At 74.1% G+C, this 15,580-nt stretch carries 12 protein-coding genes; 3 read left to right on the top strand and 9 right to left on the bottom strand.

The genetic code is table 11. The features are described 5' to 3' along the window. The first annotated feature begins 97 nt into the window (after nt 1-97). Nucleotides 98-1,099, top strand: a complete 1,002-nt coding sequence (locus IH09_RS13735; RefSeq protein WP_052856474.1) for a hypothetical protein — start codon at nt 98-100, stop codon at nt 1,097-1,099. Here IH09_RS13735 and IH09_RS13740 read toward each other — a convergent pair. From IH09_RS13740 to IH09_RS13760, 5 genes are all read right to left on the bottom strand, one after another. Then, entirely contained in the window at nt 1,077-2,321 is a 1,245-nt protein-coding gene (locus IH09_RS13740) for a styrene monooxygenase/indole monooxygenase family protein (protein ID WP_052856475.1), read from the bottom strand. The genes IH09_RS13735 and IH09_RS13740 overlap by 23 nt on opposite strands. A 99-nt stretch (nt 2,322-2,420) precedes the next feature. Beyond that, nucleotides 2,421-3,095 carry a GTP-binding protein gene (locus IH09_RS13745; protein ID WP_094791753.1) on the bottom strand — a complete coding sequence of 225 codons (675 nt, stop codon included), beginning with the start codon at nt 3,093-3,095 and terminating at the stop codon, nt 2,421-2,423. After that, nucleotides 3,076-3,477, bottom strand: coding sequence for a DUF742 domain-containing protein (locus IH09_RS13750; protein WP_052856476.1), 402 nt, complete (start codon nt 3,475-3,477; stop codon nt 3,076-3,078). Before IH09_RS13750 ends, IH09_RS13745 begins: the two co-directional genes overlap by 20 nt. Next, nucleotides 3,474-3,968 carry a roadblock/LC7 domain-containing protein gene (locus IH09_RS13755; protein WP_052856477.1) on the bottom strand — a complete coding sequence of 165 codons (495 nt, stop codon included), beginning with the start codon at nt 3,966-3,968 and terminating at the stop codon, nt 3,474-3,476. Before IH09_RS13755 ends, IH09_RS13750 begins: the two co-directional genes overlap by 4 nt. Then, entirely contained in the window at nt 3,965-7,099 is a 3,135-nt protein-coding gene (locus IH09_RS13760; RefSeq protein WP_052856478.1) for a nitrate- and nitrite sensing domain-containing protein, read from the bottom strand. Before IH09_RS13760 ends, IH09_RS13755 begins: the two co-directional genes overlap by 4 nt. A 616-nt stretch (nt 7,100-7,715) precedes the next feature. Between IH09_RS13760 and IH09_RS13765 the strand changes: the two genes are divergently transcribed. Beyond that, nucleotides 7,716-8,561 (top strand): hypothetical protein, encoded by an 846-nt coding sequence (locus IH09_RS13765; protein WP_052856562.1) that lies wholly within the window; start codon nt 7,716-7,718, stop codon nt 8,559-8,561. 129 nt (nt 8,562-8,690) lie between these two features. On the opposite strand, the gene IH09_RS13770 is transcribed toward IH09_RS13765, so the two are convergent. Beyond that, on the bottom strand, nt 8,691-9,209 hold the full coding sequence (locus tag IH09_RS13770) for a MarR family winged helix-turn-helix transcriptional regulator (RefSeq protein ID WP_110952267.1): 519 nt from the start codon (nt 9,207-9,209) through the stop codon (nt 8,691-8,693). A 284-nt stretch (nt 9,210-9,493) separates the two neighbouring features. On the opposite strand from IH09_RS13770, the gene IH09_RS13775 reads away from it, so the two are divergent. Continuing rightward, nucleotides 9,494-10,357 (top strand): lysozyme, encoded by an 864-nt coding sequence (locus IH09_RS13775; protein ID WP_052856479.1) that lies wholly within the window; start codon nt 9,494-9,496, stop codon nt 10,355-10,357. 118 nt (nt 10,358-10,475) lie between these two features. Here the strand turns inward: IH09_RS13775 and lon are convergent, their stop codons facing one another. The 3 genes from lon to IH09_RS13790 form a co-directional block, all read right to left on the bottom strand. Next, nucleotides 10,476-12,935, bottom strand: coding sequence for an endopeptidase La (lon, locus tag IH09_RS13780; protein WP_052856480.1), 2,460 nt, complete (start codon nt 12,933-12,935; stop codon nt 10,476-10,478). 467 nt (nt 12,936-13,402) lie between these two features. Continuing rightward, a complete protein-coding gene (locus tag IH09_RS13785; RefSeq protein ID WP_052856481.1) occupies nt 13,403-14,248 on the bottom strand; it encodes a pentapeptide repeat-containing protein in 846 nt (281 codons plus the stop codon). Nucleotides 14,249-14,537: 289 nt separating this feature from the next. Further along, nucleotides 14,538-15,359, bottom strand: a complete 822-nt coding sequence (locus IH09_RS13790; protein ID WP_052856482.1) for a rhomboid-like protein — start codon at nt 15,357-15,359, stop codon at nt 14,538-14,540. Between the last annotated feature and the right edge of the window lie 221 nt (nt 15,360-15,580).

The raw sequence follows: 15,580 nt of genomic DNA on the forward strand, positions 1-15,580 counted from the left end.
TCGCGGCCGGCCGCTCGGCCGGACGGTCTGTCAGGCGGTCGGACGGTCCGGGTACGGAGTACGCGGCCGGGCGGCCACGGGAGTCGGAGGTGGGCGCGTGTCCGGACGGTTCCCGCGCTGGGCGGGCGCGCTGGCGGTCGTCGGCGCCGTGCCCCTGGCGCTGCCCGCGTACTCGGTGCTCGCCGAACCGGGACCGGCGCCGCCGCACACGGGGGCACCGGGCACCCGGTCCACGGACACCGGCACCGCGGTCGGCGGCGCGTCGGGCACCGGGCCGCCGGAGACGGCGTCGCGGGACACCGGCGAGGGCGGCCTCGGGCGGGTCACCGAGGGCGTCGACGGGGGCGGCACCGAGACCGGCACCGGCACCACCGCGGGTCCGGGGACCCGTACGGGCACCCGCCCGGACGCGGACGCGGCGGTGGACGCGGAGCGGGCAGCCGGGGCGGACGCCGATCCGGACGCCGGCGCCGAGGACCGTACCGGGATCGGCGGCGGCTCCGCCGTCCGCGACCCCGGCGCCCTGCTGGGACGGCTGCGGACGCTCTACCGCGCGAGCGAGGCGTCCGCCGCGGCGTACCGGGAGAGCCGGGCGGACCTGCGGGCGGCGCGGCAGCGAGCCGAGGAGCTCACCTCCCGGCTGGCGGCGGCCCGTGCGCGGCTGGCCCGCGGGCGGGCCGACGTGGGGCGGCTGGCCCGGCAGCAGTACCAGGGGGCGGGACCGGGCGTGCTCGCATCGTATCTGCGGGTCCTGTGGGCCCGGGATCCGCAGCGGGCGATGGACCGGGGCCAGGTGCTCCGGCAGGCGGCCCGCGGACAGGCCGCCCTCGTCGCCCGGCTCACCGCGGAGGAGCGGCGGGCCGGCCGGCTGGCCCGCCGGGAGCGCGCCGCGCTCGCCGAGCAGCGGCGGCTCACCGACCGGTGCAAGGAGCGGCGGAACGCGGCGCGGGCCGGGCTCAAGGCCGTCGAGCGGCTGCTCGCCGGGCTCTCCGAGGAGCAGCTCGTCCGGCTGGTCCGGCAGGACACCCCGGCCGCGGGCGGCCGGGCGGCGTCCGCGGGCCGGGGCCCGGAGGGGGTCAGCCGGCCGGCTGCCCGGTGACCGAGGCGAGGTAGGCGTTGGCCTTGTCCGGGTCGAAGAAGAAGTTCTCGAAGTCGGCCGGGTTGTTGAAGCCGTTGGCGAAGCGGTCGGCGACGGGCTGGAGCTGGCCGGCCGCGCCGATGATGTTGAGGACGTGCTCGGGCGGCGGCGCCAGCATCGCGTTGGTCCACTTCGTGACGTGCTGGGCGGTCTGCCAGTAGCGGTCGAAGGTGGCCTGCATCCACTCCGCGTCGAACGGCTGGTCGCCGCGCTCGACGATGGAGGCGAGGTAGGCGGCGGCGCACTTGGAGGCCGAGTTGGAGCCCTGGCCGGTGATCGGGTCGTTGGCGACGACGACATCCGCGACGCCGAGGACCAGGCCGCCGGAGGGCAGCCGGCCGATGGGGTTGCGCACGGTCGGGGCGTAGCGGCCGGCCAGCGTGCCGTTGGCGTCGGTCAGCTCGACCTTGGTGGAACGGTCGTACTCCCAGGGCAGGAACCGCTTCAGCAGCTCCAGGGTCAAGGCGAGGTGCTCGTTCGGGTCCTTGATGCCCTGGAAGGCGTCCAGCGGGCCGCCGGGGACGCCCTCCCAGAAGAGGATGTCGGCGCGGCCGGTGTTCGTCAGCGTCGGCATGACGAAGAGTTCGCCGACGCCGGGGACGAGGTTGCAGCGCACCGCGTCGAACTCGGGGTGCTCGGGGCGCGGGCCCATGCCGTGGACGTAGGCGACGGAGAGCGCCCGCTGCGGGGCGTCGTACGGCGAACGCGACGCGTCCCGGCCGAACATGGAGACCAGCTCGCCCTTGCCGGCCGAGACCAGCGTCAGGTCGTAGCGGCTCGCGAAGAAGTCGAGGTCGGAGACGGCGGCGCCGTGGATGACGAGCTGGCCGCCGCGCTGCGCGAAGGTCTCCATCCAGCCGGCCATCTTGACCCGCTGGTCGACGGACTGCGCGTAGCCGTCCAGCTTGCCCACCCAGTCGACGGCGCGCGAGGCGTCGGGGGCGGCGACCGAGACGCCGAGGCCCTCGATGCGCGGGGCCTGGCTCTCCCAGAAGTTGATGCCCAGGTCGCGCTCGTGCTGGAGGGCGGTGTGGAACATGCACTGCGTCGACATGACCCGGCCGGAGCGGATCTCGTCGGCGGTGCGGTTGGACATGAGGGTGACCTCGTAGCCCTTGGACTGGAGGCCGAGGGCGAGTTGGAGACCGGACTGACCGGCTCCGATGATGAGTATCTTCCGCATGGCGGCGCTCTTCTCTGCTTACTGTGCTGCTGCTTCAGGGGGGTGGCGTCATGGGCGGGCCCGCCCCGCGGCGGGCCCGGCGTGCTCGTGGGGCGTGGCCTATTCGGGCGTGACGTCCAGGGCCTGCCCGACCAGCGCGAGCAGCGCTTCGATCACCGTGGCCCGCTTGCGCGCGTCCATGATCACGATCGGCACGTGCGGCGGCACGGTCAGCGCGTCACGGACGTCCTCCGCGGCGTACGCGGGGGTCCCCTCGAAGTGGTTGACCGCGACGACGTAGGGCAGCTGGCAGCTCTCGAAGTAGTCCAGCGCCGGGAAGCAGTCCTCCAGCCGCCGGGTGTCGGCCATCACGACCGCGCCGATCGCACCGCGCACCAGGTCGTCCCACATGAACCAGAAGCGCTGCTGTCCGGGGGTGCCGAACAGGTAGAGCACCAGCTCCTGATCGAGGGTGATCCGCCCGAAGTCCATCGCGACCGTGGTCGTGGTCTTGTCCGGGGTGGCGCTGAGATCGTCCGTGTCGGCGCTGGCCTGCGTCATCAGCGCCTCGGTCTTGAGCGGCGTGATCTCCGAGACCGATCCGACGAACGTCGTCTTGCCGACGCCGAAGCCGCCCGCCACCACGATCTTGGTGGCGACCGGTGCCTGCGTGCGGTCCGTCTGCCAGCTCTGCAACCCCGCCTCGGCGGCCGGTGCCACGGTATCGGCCCGGCCCGCGGAGCCGGCGGTCGACGCCGGCCCGGCCGGTATCGTGTCAGAGCCGTTGAAGTCCACTCAGCACCCTTTCGAGCAGCGCGCGGTCCGGCCGGCCGGTGCCGTGCCCGGTGCCGTAGACGCGAATCTTTCCCTGGTCGGCGAGATCGCTGAGCAGTACGCGGACCACGCCCAGCGGCATCTTGAGGAGCGCGGATATCTCCGCGACCGAGCGCATCCGTCGGCACAGCTCGACGATCGCGCGCATCTCCGGCATCACCCGGTCACCCCAGCCGCCGGACGTCAGCTCGCGCCGCTCCTCGGGGGCGTCCAGCGCGGCCACGAACGTCTCGACGAGCAGCACGTGGCCGAACTTCGTGCGGCCGCCGGTGAGCGAGTACGGCCGGACGCGTGCGGGTTTCCGGTCCCCGCCGCGTACGGGGAGTTTGGCGGTGGGGCTCACTGGGCGCTCTCCATCGACTTGCGCAGCTCGCTGCGGAGTTCGGGGGTGAGGACATGGCCTGCCCGGCCGACGAAGAGCGCCATGTGGTAGGCGATGACGCTCATATCGCAGTCGGGGGTGGCGTGGACGCCGAGCAGCGAACCGTCGCTGATGACCATGACGAAGAGGCTGCCCTCGTCCATCGCGACCATCGTCTGCTTGACGACTCCGCCGTTCATCAGCTTCGCGGCGCCGTTGGTGAGGCTGCCGAGCCCGGAGACGATGGTGGCCAGGTCGGCGCTGGAGCCCCTGGGCCCGTTGTTCTCACCGGTCTGCGCCGCCTCGTCCGCCCGGTCGGGGTCCGAGGACAGCAGCATCAGTCCGTCGGAGGAGACCACGGCGACCGAGCGGATACCGGGCACCTCGTCGACCAGGTTGGTCAGCAGCCAGTGCAGATTCCGTGCCTGACTGCTCGGACCGCGTCCCTGAGCAGTGGGCGCTTGCGCGTTCAATCGCGTGCCTCCTCGACAACGTGGCTCTCTCCCGGGGCCCCCGCGCCGTCGGTGTCCTTCTGTGGGATGGTCTGCTCCGCTGTTCGTTCCGCGATCTCCGCCTCCACCTCGCGCCGGCCGTCCCGGGCCCCTTGCTGGAATCCGCCGAGCCGGCGCCGCAGCGCCTCGGCGTGCGCCGCGCCGCTCTTGCGCGGCGCGGCGGCCGGCTTCTGCTGCGCCACGACCTTGGGGGTCCGCTTGGGCAGTCCGGTGACGGTGGTCCGCCGCTGCCCCTGCTCCGGTGCGTCGGCGGGGGCGTCGGCCCGTACGTCGGCCGGTGCCGGTGCCGCGTCGGTCGCGGGACGGCTGTGCTGGTCCGGTCCGACGGCGTACGGGTCGGACGTGGCGGGCCGGACCGGCGGACGGGCCGCGCCGGCCGGTGCGGCGTGCCGGCCGCCGCCGGGGGCCTGAGCTGCCGGGCCGTCGGCCGGGGCCGTCGCCTCCTCGGGCCGGGTGTGCTCGGCCGCGCCGGTGGCGTACGGGCCGGAGGACCGCGGGCCGTACGGGCTCGGGTCGGGCGCGGCATGGGTGGTGGGGCCGGCCGGCCCGGCGCCGAGACCGGCGGCGTCGATGGCCCGCTCCGCCGCGGCGACGATCGGATCGGTGGCGGGGGTGAACGGCCGGCCGGGGGCCGGACCGGTCCCCTGGCCGGTGTCCGCCCCGCCGTCCCGGTCCGGGGCGATGACCGGGAGCTGGATGGTGGAGTCGTCGAAGGGCGCGGGGGCGGGGGCCGGGGGCTGCGGTGCGGCGGGCTCAATGGGCACAGCCGGTGCGGCGGCCGGGCCCGCGGCCGGGTCGGCGCCGCTGTCGGCGCCCGCACCGGGGCCGCTGTCCGCGCCTGTGTCCGCACCTGTGTCCGTGCCGCCGGGCTCCGTACGGTCCGTGGTGTGCGGCGCGTCGTCGGCGCCCGCGTCGGGCCGGCCGGTGGCCGGATCGGTCCGCGGCATCCGCGTCTGGAGGGTGTTGGAGTTCGCCTCGGCGACCGAGCCGGGCAGGCTCGGGGCGGCGCCCGCGGCGGTGTGCGCCGGGCCGCCGACCGGGTCCGGGGCGGCGGGCAGGATCGAACCGGGCAGCACGACAACGGCGGCGATACCGCCCTGCTCCTGTTCGCGCAGCTGCACCCGTACGCCGTGCCGGGCGGCCAGCCGCACCACGACGTACAGCCCGAGGCCCAGCGCCTCGTCGATGGTCTCGGCGGCCGCCGCGCCCGGCGCGTCCGCCAGCCGGGCGTTGAGCTCCGCCATCCGCTCGGCGGTCATGCCGATGCCCTCGTCCTGCACGGAGAGCATCACCTCGCCGGTCTCCAGCAGCCAGCCGGAGAGCTCGACATACGCCTCCGGCGGCGAGAACGAGGTGGCGTTCTCCAGGAGTTCGGCGATCAGGTGGCTGATGTCGTCCGCGGCGAACCCGGCGACCTGGGCGTGCGGCGGCAGGGACCGGACGCGGACCCGCTGGTAGCGCTCGATCTCGCTGATCGAGGCGCGCAGCACGTCCAGCAGCGGTACGGGACCCGGGTGGCCGCTGCCGTGTTCCGCGCCCGCCAGGACGAGGAGGTTCTCGCTGTTGCGGCGCATCCGCGCGGCGAAGTGGTCCAGCTTGAAGAGGGTCTCCAGCCGCTCCGGGTCCGCCTCGCTCTCCTCCAGCGACTCGATGACGCCGAGCTGGCGCTCCACCAGGCCGAGGGTGCGCAGCGAGAGGTTGACGAACTGGCCGTGCACGCCGGTGCGCAGCGCCGTCAGCCGCTCGGAGAGGTCGGCCAGCCGCTCGGTCAGCTCGGCCCGCTGCCCGGTCAGGTCGGTCAGCTGCCCGGTGAGCTCGGTCAGCTGCGCGGTGCGGGCGGCCAGCTCCCGCTTGAGCTCCACCCGCTCGTCCTGGAGCACATCGCGCTCGGCGACCAGCCGCTGCCGGCCGCCGACCAGCCGGGTGCGCTCGCCCTCCAGCTCCCCGGTCCGCACGGCCAGCTCGCCGACCTTGCCGTGCAGCGCGTTGACGGACCGTACGGTGGCGGCGAACTCGTCGTTGCGGCCCTTGAAGGTGATGGGCTCCTCGTGCGACGGGTCGGCGGCGACCCGCTGGGCGCCGAGCCGCAGTGCGGCCAGCGGGCGGGTCATCGAACGCGCGGCGGAGACACCGGCGCCGACCGCGACCAGCAGGCAGAGCCCGGCGAGCGCGATGCGGATCTCCAGTGCCGTCACATCGTCGTCGCGCAGCCCGCCGAGCCGCTCGATGTCGGCGGTGGCCATCGCGGACTCGACACCGCGCATCAGCCCGACGCGGGCGGTGAGGGCGGCCCGCACCCGGTCGCGGCCGATCGCCTGGTCGGCGGTGTCCAGGCGCGGCTGAGCGGTGAGCCGGGTCAGGTAGTTCTCGGCGTTGGTGACGTCGGTGCCGTTGACGGTGCGGTCGTAGCGGTCCCGCGCACCGGCGCTCGCGGACTGCGCGAAGTCGGCCAGCGCGCCCTGTTCGCGGGTGTGCGCGAGCTGGGCGGCGGTGGTCAGCTTGGACTGCGGGCCGCCCGCACCGAGCGCGGCGAGCAGCAGACCGCGGGTGGCGGCTGCCTGGTCGGTGGCGCGGCCGAGTGCGGGCAGTGCACGGGTGTCGGCGTCGGCGCCGTTCGCGCGGGCCGGCAGTCCCCGGGCGATGTCGGCGCTGATTGCGCCGAGCGCCTGGACGGCCTTGGTGTACGCGGTGAAGGTGTCCTCGGCCGATCCGGGCCCGGACAGCGCCTTCTGACGGGTCTGCGGCAGCGCGGTGAGGAATGTGTCCGCGGCGGTGAACACCGCGCTCTCCCCGGCGGTGCCGTGGGACTTCCCGCGCAGCTCGGTGATCTGCCGGTCCACGCGGGCGCGCTGGTCCTCCGGGACCCCGGCGCCGGATTTGCTGCTGCGGCCGTCGGCGACGTAGGCGGTCATCGCGTCGCGCTCGTCGGCGAGGGAGTGCGCGAGCGCGATGGCGCGCGCGTTCAGCTCGGCGAGGTCGACGAGTTGCTGGCTGGTGTGGGTGTGGTCGACGGCGGTCATGACGCCGGGCGCACCGGCCCCCAGGACGGCCACCGCGACGACGGCGACGGCCCCGGCGAGACGGTTGCGCACCCGTGCGGCGGGGCGCCCTCTGTGGTCGTCACCGCTGCCCGCCGTACCCGGACCGGGGACCGTGCCCGTGCCCGGTCCCGAGACCGAACGGGCCGGTGATCCCGGCTTCCCTGCGCCGCCCCGAAGCCGCTTCTTCCGCACCGCTGCTCGCATTCCTGTCTCGCCTGCCCACGCCGTGTGGCCTCGCGGACCCGGCTCGCTCCTCCGCTCGCGGGGCGGAGCTGCGCGGAGACCGCAGCAGCGCACACCTCCGCGAAGGGAAACAGCCCGGCTCTGCGCGTTGCGACGAACGTCCTGGCCCACCCCAATAATCCGGGAAACGACCATTCCACCGGCGCTGCGCAGTGGCTCGGCAACACATGCCCGGCCACCTGAACGAGTGAACATCAATCCGAGATTGACCATCAACTTCCGCGCGTCGGCGGGACGGGCCGCAACCTCGCGCAACCCCCCGGCGGGTTTGGAGAACCGCCGCGGTCCTGAAAAGATGCGCGCCCGCATCCCGCCCGCCGCCCTGGTCCGGACTTTCCGCCCACCGGCGGCCCGGCCGTCCGCCCGCACCCGGGAAGCGTCCCGCCGCCGGGAGAATACGGGCGGCTCCGGCAGACTCGTTCCCATGCGCATCGAACTCGCCACCGAACCGGGCGATCCCCAACGACCGAACGAGGACTACGCATCGGTCGCCCTTCCGGCCTCCGGCCAGGGCGGAGTCCTGGTCCTGCTGGACGGTGTGACACCGCCGGAGGAGGCGTACGGCTGCGTCCACTCCGTACCGTGGTTCACCGCGCGCCTGGGGGGCGCAATGCTCGAACTGTCCGGTTCATGGCGGGATATGACGCTCGCTGAGGTTCTCTCGGCGGCCATCTCCCGGACGGCCGATATGCATCGATCGACCTGTGACCTTTCTCACGCCCGCACTCCGCAGGCGACCGTGGTCACCGCGCGTTGGTCCGCGGACACCGTCGAGTACCTCGTACTGTCCGATTCCGTGCTCCTGCTGGAGCGGCCGGACGGCACCGTGCGGCCGGTGCAGGACCCCCGGCTGGACGAACTGCCGCCCGCGGTCCGCGCCCGGGGCGCCGCCGTCCGGGCGCTGCCCCGCGGCTCCGCCGAACGCGCCGCCGCGGGCCGGGCGTACGGCCGCGCGGTCGAGGCGCTGCGCAACGCCGAGGGCGGCTTCTTCACCGCGGCCGCCGATCCGTCCGTGGCCGCCCGCGCGGTCACCGGCCGCGTCCCGCGCGGCGAGGTCCGCTCGCTGACCGCCCTCAGCGACGGGGCGGGCCGCTGGGTCGAGGTGTTCCGCGAGGGCTCCTGGGCGGACTGCGCGGCCCTGGTGGCGAAGCAGGGGCCGCAGGCGCTGATCGACCAGGTCCGGGCGGCCGAGGCGGCGGACCCGGACGGTGCCGCGTACCCGCGCGGCAAGGCGCGGGACGATGCCGCGGTGGTCTTCGTGGCGCCGTGACCGCGACGCCCGTCCGCGGCCGGGGGCTGACGACTGCCAGGGCCTCGGCCTCGGTGCGGGGCCCGCTGGGCGACCGGCGGACGGGCCGGGGATGCGGGGGACGGCGGTGTACGCGCCCTCAGCCGTCCCTCAGCAGCACTCCCCCTCCTGCTCGGCGTTGAGCCGGTGCAGCAGGCGGGCCAGGTCGGCGACCTCGGTCCGGTCCCAGGCGGCGAGGCGGCGGGCGTACTGGGCGCGGCGTCCTTCGCGGACCCGGGAGAAGCGCTCCCGGCCCTCGTCGGTGATGCGCACCAGGACCGCCCGGCCATCGGCCGGATCCGGTTCGCGGGCGACCAGCCCGAGGTCCTCCAGGGCGTGCAGCTGACGGCTCATCGTGGCCTTGCCGACGCCGAAGAAGCCGGCCAGGTCCGTGGCGCGCTGCGCGCCGATGTCGGCCAGCCGGACGAGGAGACCGTAGGCGGCCGGTTCCAGATCGGGGTGGACCTCGCGCGCCATCTCACCGGACGAGGCGCGGGCGCGGCGCAGGAACACCGCCAACTCGCGTTCCAGGGACAGGAATACGTGATCCACGTGGTCCGCGTGCGGCGCGTGGTCCGCGCTCCCCGGCCCGCCGTCCGCCGCCGTACCGTCGGCTCCGGTGTTGTGCACGTCAGCGACCTCTCCCGCTTTCCCGAGAATGAAAATTTCTTGCCGCCGCGACAGAAACCGCAGCTTGGCCAGTATTTCGCAGGATTAGACCAACGACAGCCCCGCGACCCTCTTTTGTCACGCCGGTCTACGCGCGTATCGTCATTTCTGGCATGACCACACCAAACGCCAGAGGCTCCACCAGGTGCCCCACGCACCGCACCGCCGCATCCTCGCGCCGGTGAACCCCTGCCGTCAGCCCCGTCCCCCCTCAGGTCAGCTCACCGAGCTCTTCGGAGGCACGCATGCCCGCGTCCAGATCCGGCTCCCCCCACCGCCCCGCGCGCTCCCTCGCGACCGCGGCCGGCATCCTCCTCGCGACCCTCTCCCTCCTCCTCGGCCTGCCCGGTGCCGCCGGGGCCGCCGCCGCGTCCGCGCGGCACGCGCCGGAGCCCACCCACCCCGGCCAGGACTGGGCCGGTTCCCAGATCGCCGCGCACGAGGGCACCGCCCCGGGCGCCCCGCCGACGGCCGCGCTCACCGCCTCCGTCGAGGGCGTGGACGTCAGCGGCCACCAGGGCAACGTCGACTGGCAGTCGCTCTGGAACAGCGGGGTCCGCTTCGCCTACGTCAAGGCGACCGAGTCCACCAGCTACACCAACCCGTACTTCGCGCAGCAGTACAACGGCTCGTACAACGTCGGGATGATCCGCGGCGCGTACCACTTCGCCACGCCGGACACCTCCAGCGGCGCCGCGCAGGCCACCTATTTCGTCAATCACGGCGGCGGCTGGTCCAGGGACGGCAAGACGCTGCCCGGCGCGCTCGACATGGAGTACAACCCCTACGGCGCGACCTGCTACGGCCTGAGCGCGACCGGGCTGGTCAACTGGATGAAGGACTGGTTCGCCACCTACCGGGCGCGCACCGGCCGGGACGCCGTCCTCTACACCTCCACCAGCTGGTGGTCTCAGTGCACCGGCAACTACACCGGGTTCGGCAGCGTCAATCCGCTGTGGGTGCCGCGCTACGGCTCCTCGGTCGGCGAACTCCCGGCCGGCTGGGGCTTCCACACCATCTGGCAGTACACCTCCACCGGCCCCGCCGTCGGTGACCACAACCTCTTCAACGGCGCACAGGACCGCCTCCAGGCCCTCGCCAACGGCTGACGGAGCCCGGCCGGGGTCCGCGACCGATGCGGCCGCACCCGCGCGGCCGGACGCACGGCGGCGCCCCGCCCGCACGAGGTGTGCGGACGGGGCGCCTGCCCGGTCCCGGCCGCGTCCGTCACGCCGCGACCGGAACCTCCGGCGCCGCGCCGGCCGCTGTCACGGCCGGTGTCAGCGCCAGCTCCAGGACCTGGCGGACGTCCGCGACCGGGTGCACCCGGAGCGCCTCCAGGATCTCGGCCGGCACCTCGTCCAGATCGGGTTCGTTGCGCTGCGGGATGATCACGGTGGTGATACCGGCCCGGTGCGCCGCGAGCAGCTTCTGCTTGACGCCGCCGATCGGCAGCACCCGCCCGGTCAGCGAGATCTCACCGGTCATCGCCACGTCCGGCCGGACCTGCCGGCCCGACAGCAGCGAGGCCAGGGCGGTGGTCATCGTCACGCCCGCGCTCGGCCCGTCCTTGGGGACCGCACCGGCCGGTACGTGCAGATGCACCCCGCGCTCCTTCAGATCGGCCACCGGCAGCTCCAGCTCCGCGCCGTGCGAGCGCAGGAACGACAGCGCGATGTGCGCGGACTCCTTCATCACGTCGCCCAGCTGTCCGGTCAGCTGGAGGCCGGACGCACCGGTCTCCGCGTCCGCGAGCGACGCCTCGACGTACAGCACGTCGCCACCGGCACCGGTGACCGCGAGACCGGTCACCACCCCGGGCACCGCGGTCCGCCGCCCGGCCGGGTCCTGCGCCGACTCGGGGGTGTGGTGCGGGCGCCCGACCAGCGGGCGCAGCTCTTCGCCGCCGATGGTGAACGGCAGCTCCCGCTCGCCGAGTTCGTGCTGCGCGGTGACCTTGCGCAGCAGCCGGGCGACGGCCCGCTCCAGATTCCGTACGCCCGCCTCGCGGGTGTACTCACCGGCCAGCTTGCGCAGCGCCTCGTCGGTGACGGTCACCTCACCGGGTTCCAGACCGGCCCGCTCCAGTTGGCGGGGCAGCAGGTGGTCCCGGGCGATGACGACCTTCTCGTCCTCGGTGTAGCCGTCGAGCCGCACCAGCTCCATACGGTCCAGCAGCGGTTCCGGGATGGCTTCGAGGACGTTGGCGGTGGCCAGGAAGACCACATCGCTCAGGTCCAGTTCGACCTCCAGATAGTGGTCCCGGAAGGTGTGGTTCTGCGCCGGGTCGAGGACTTCCAGCAGCGCCGCGGCCGGGTCGCCCCGGAAGTCGGAGCCCACCTTGTCGATCTCGTCGAGCAGCACCACCGGGTTCATCGATCCGGCCTCCTTGATGGCCCGCACGATCCGGCCGGGCAGCGCGCCGACGTAGGTGCGCCGGTGGCCGCGGATCTCCGCCTCGTCCCGGACGCCGCCGAGTGCGACCCGGACGAACGAGCGCCCCATGGCGCGTGCGACGGACTCGCCGAGCGAGGTCTTTCCGACGCCCGGCGGCCCGACGAGCGCCAGCACGGCGCCGCCCGCCCGCCGTCCGCCGCCCTTGGCACCGCCGTCGCCCGCCGCCGCGGACGGCCCGCCGACCAGTCCGAGCCCCCGGTCCGCCCGGCGCTTGCGGACGGCCAGGTATTCGGTGATCCGCTCCTTGACGTCCTCCAGGCCCGCGTGGTCCGCGTCCAGGACCCGGCGGGCACCGGCGATGTCGTACGCGTCCTCGGTCCGCTCGTGCCACGGCAGCTCCAGGACGGTGTCCAGCCAGGTCCTGATCCACGAGCCCTCGGGGCTCTGGTCGCTGGACCGCTCCAGCTTGTCGACCTCCTTGAGGGCGGCCTTGCGGACGTCCTCGGGGAGGTCGGCGGCCTCGACCCGGGCGCGGTAGTCGCCGCCCTCGTCCTCCGGGTCGCCGTTGAGCTCGGCCAGCTCCCTGCGGACCGCCTCCAGCTGGCGGCGGAGCAGGAATTCCCGCTGCTGCTTGTCGACGCCCTCCTGGACGTCCTTGGCGATGGATTCGGCGACGTCCTGCTCGGCGAGGTGTTCGCGCAGCATGTCGGTGGCGGACTTCAGCCGGTCGACCGGGTCGACGGTCTCCAGCAGCCGGAGCTTCTGATCGGTGGTCAGGAACGGCGAGTACCCGGAGTTGTCGGCGAGCGCCGAGACGTCCTCGATCTGCTGCACCCGGTCCACGACCTGCCAGGCGCCGCGCTTGCGCAGCCAGCTGGTGGTCAGCGCCTTGTACTCGGTGACGAGCTCGCCGACCGATCCCGGCAGCCGGTCGGGCACCGGTTCCTCGACGGTGGTGCCCGCCACCCAGAGCGCGGCACCGGGCCCGGTCGTACCGGAGCCGATCCGCACCCGCCCCAGGCCCCGGATCAGCGCCCCGGGATCGCCGTCGGACAGCCGCCCGACCTGCTCGACCCGCCCGAGCGTGCCGATGCCCGCGTAGGTGCCGTCGACCCGGGGCACAAGCAGCACCTCCGGCTTGTTACCCCCGGAGGCGGCCGCCTGCGCGGCCTCCACCGCGGCCCGTACCTCCGCGTCGGACAGGTCCAGCGGCACCACCATGCCGGGCAGGACGACCTCGTCATCGAGGGGCAGCACGGGCAGTGTGAGCGAGGTGGACGTCGAAGCCATGATCTCCCCTTCGGCAAGCAAGTTGAGCTGTACTCACTCAATGCGGAGGGAGGGGTGGATGTTCCCCGGAGTGTGTTCGCTGTGAGCGATCGGCGGGGCGGGCCGGATTGATGGATTGATGGACCGGTGGATCGAGGGACCGGCGTATCGAGGGACCGGCGGGCCGAGGGGGTGGCGGGCCGGTGGATCGCGGAGGTGGGGGGAGGGCGGCGGGGGCTGTGGCCGGTTGGCTCGCTGTGGCCGGTAGCTGGTCGTGGCCGGTTGGCTCGCCGTGGCCGGTTGGGTCGGTCGCTGCGACCGGTGGCTCGTCGTGGCCGGTGGGCGTCATCTGACGGTCACTGAGGTCCGGCTGTGCGCGAACCGGCGTTCACCACGACGGCGAAGAAGGCCGATGGGGCCGGTGAGGTGGCGGGAGCCGGACCGGCGGCGGGGCGGTACGGCCGCCGGTCGTGGCCGTACCGGGCCCGCTACCAGTGCGCCGGACGGTCGAGGGCCGACGGCAGCCGGGTGTTCAAGTCGCCCTTGGCCGCGTTGAGCTGGGCCTGCGTGAGGAAGATGCTGCCGGTGAGATCGGCACCGCTCAGGTCCGCACCGCGCAGATCGGCACCGATGAGGTCGGCCAGGCGCAGATCGGCGCCCGTGAGGTCGGCGCCGATCAGATAGGCGCCACGGAGATTGGCGCCCCGCAGATCGGCCTTCCGGAGCCGCGCCCCGATGAGATCGGCGCCCCGCCGGTTCTTCTTGCGGCCGCCGGTCCCGGCCCGGACGAGTTCGCTGGTGCGCAGCAGCAGGGTGTTGACCTCGCCGCGGTGGGCGGCCACGTCCAGTTCGGACAGTTCCCGGGCGCTGCCGCGGGTGAGGCGTTCGGTCCGCTCCAGGGCGCGGCGCAGCTCGTCGTGGACGGGGCGGGCCGGCGGCAGGTTCAGCGCCTCGGTCAGGTACCACAGGAGTTCGTGGAGCTGCCGCATGACGGGGAACACCTCCGTCATCTGCCGGACGGTGCCCGGTGCCTGCCGCCAGTCCCGGCCGTCGAAGGTGACCTGGGAGACCTTCTGGCCCGCGCCGAAGCAGTCGAAGACGGTGCAGCCGGTGAAGCCGCGCCCGCGCAGGTCGGTGTGGATGCCGCAGCGGGAGTCCGTACGCAGATGGGGGCAGGGCCGCCCGGCGTCCTTGTCGATCGCGAAGTCCGCCGAGGCCGCGAACGGCAGCACGACACAGCACAGTCCGAAGCAGCTGCCGCAGTCGGCGGTCAGATCGAGCCGCCGGCCGGGGTCGATGGCGTCGGGAATCGGGGGTTCGCGGTCCTCGGACACGGTGCGTGCACTCCTGCGACGGGGAGGCGCCGCTGCTCAGCGCACTCGGAAGGGGCCGCCATTCTCCCAGGCGCGGCACTCGGCCCGGCCGTCCTTTTTCGCGCGGGGCGCCGACCGGCCCGCCCACTCCCCCGGCATTGTCGGTGGCCCCGCCCGTCATCCGGCCATGGGCATGATCGGAGAGTACGTACGGGTCACGGCCGCCGAGCCCCCACGGACGCAGCGCCGGTCCACGACCGCAGCGCCCCGCAGCGCCGGTCCCCGGCTCCCGGCCGGCCGCCCCCGGACCTCAGCGCGGGCCGCTGCCGCGCAGGGCCGGATGGCCCAGATCGCCGAGGAGCGGTACGGCCGCGGTGCGCCGGTCGCGCCAGCGGCGCAGCAGCGGCCAGCTCACCACGCCGAGGGCGAGCGAGAGCAGATGGCCCCAGTTGGTCACCGGGTCGGCGTAGGCGAGCAGATCGGCGACGGCCACATACCCCACGCCGAGGACCAGCGGCCAGCGCAACCAGGCCGGGAGCAGCCCGGCGAGCGCCCCGGTGCAGGTCATCACGCCGAAGCTGATGCCGTAGTCGAGGCGCTCCAGGGAGCTGTCCGGCAGCCCGCCGGCGGCGACCGAGAAGCCCACGGTCAGTTCGGTGGCCACGGTGGCCAGCGCATGGCCGCCGAAGAAGACGGCGGCGGTGCGCAGCCCGCCGATACGCCGTTCGAGCGCCGTCAGGACGAAGACGAAGCCGAGGGCGTACGCGGAGGTGAGGCCGCCCGCTATCCACAGGGCGCTGGCGACGAGCACCAGCAGCGGGGCCTGGGCGAGATGGACGACGTCCGTGCTGGAGCCGCGGAGCAGCTCGGAGACGAGCGCGGGGTCGGCGTGGTCGGCGAAGAGGGTGGTCACCACGAGGAGGGCGGCGTAGCCGAAGGTGAAGGGGGTGCCGAGCGGGGTCGGCAGCAGCAGCCAGGGCCGCCACCGCCGGCGGGGGGCGCCCGCGGGCGGGTCCGCCGCCGGGCCGCCATCGCCGACGGGGGCGGCCGCCGCCACGCCGCGCTGCCGCGGAATCCCCGCCAGCCCGGCCGGCCGCACACCGCCGTCCGGTGCGGTGTCCGTCGTCCCCATCCTGCTCACCACCCGAGGCCCCTTCCGTTCGATCCGCTCCGCCGGTTCAGCCGGTTCACCAGGTTTCACCGCTCCCACGGCCTCCGCCGCCGGCACCGTCCACGGCGTCTGGACAACGTGCGCGACCAGCCTGCGCGTTCAACCCATGAGCCAGCTGTGTGCGTGACGTTCGTCACATCGGACAACCTTCGTGGGGCGCGACCGGTTGGCGGCGGCCGCGG

The organism is Streptomyces celluloflavus (assembly GCA_000720995.1).
Lineage (GTDB): Bacteria > Actinomycetota > Actinomycetes > Streptomycetales > Streptomycetaceae > Streptomyces > Streptomyces celluloflavus.

Bases quoted from the DNA above. Each gene is read 5' to 3' on its own strand.
- IH09_RS13740 (WP_052856475.1), bottom strand. From the start codon at position 2,321: ATGCGGAAGATACTCATCATCGGAGCCGGTCAGTCCGGTCTCCAACTC.
- IH09_RS13765 (WP_052856562.1), top strand. From the start codon at position 7,716: ATGCGCATCGAACTCGCCACCGAACCGGGCGATCCCCAACGACCGAAC.
- IH09_RS13775 (WP_052856479.1), top strand. From the start codon at position 9,494: ATGCCCGCGTCCAGATCCGGCTCCCCCCACCGCCCCGCGCGCTCCCTC.
- lon (WP_052856480.1), bottom strand. From the start codon at position 12,935: ATGGCTTCGACGTCCACCTCGCTCACACTGCCCGTGCTGCCCCTCGAT.
- IH09_RS13790 (WP_052856482.1), bottom strand. From the start codon at position 15,359: ATGGGGACGACGGACACCGCACCGGACGGCGGTGTGCGGCCGGCCGGG.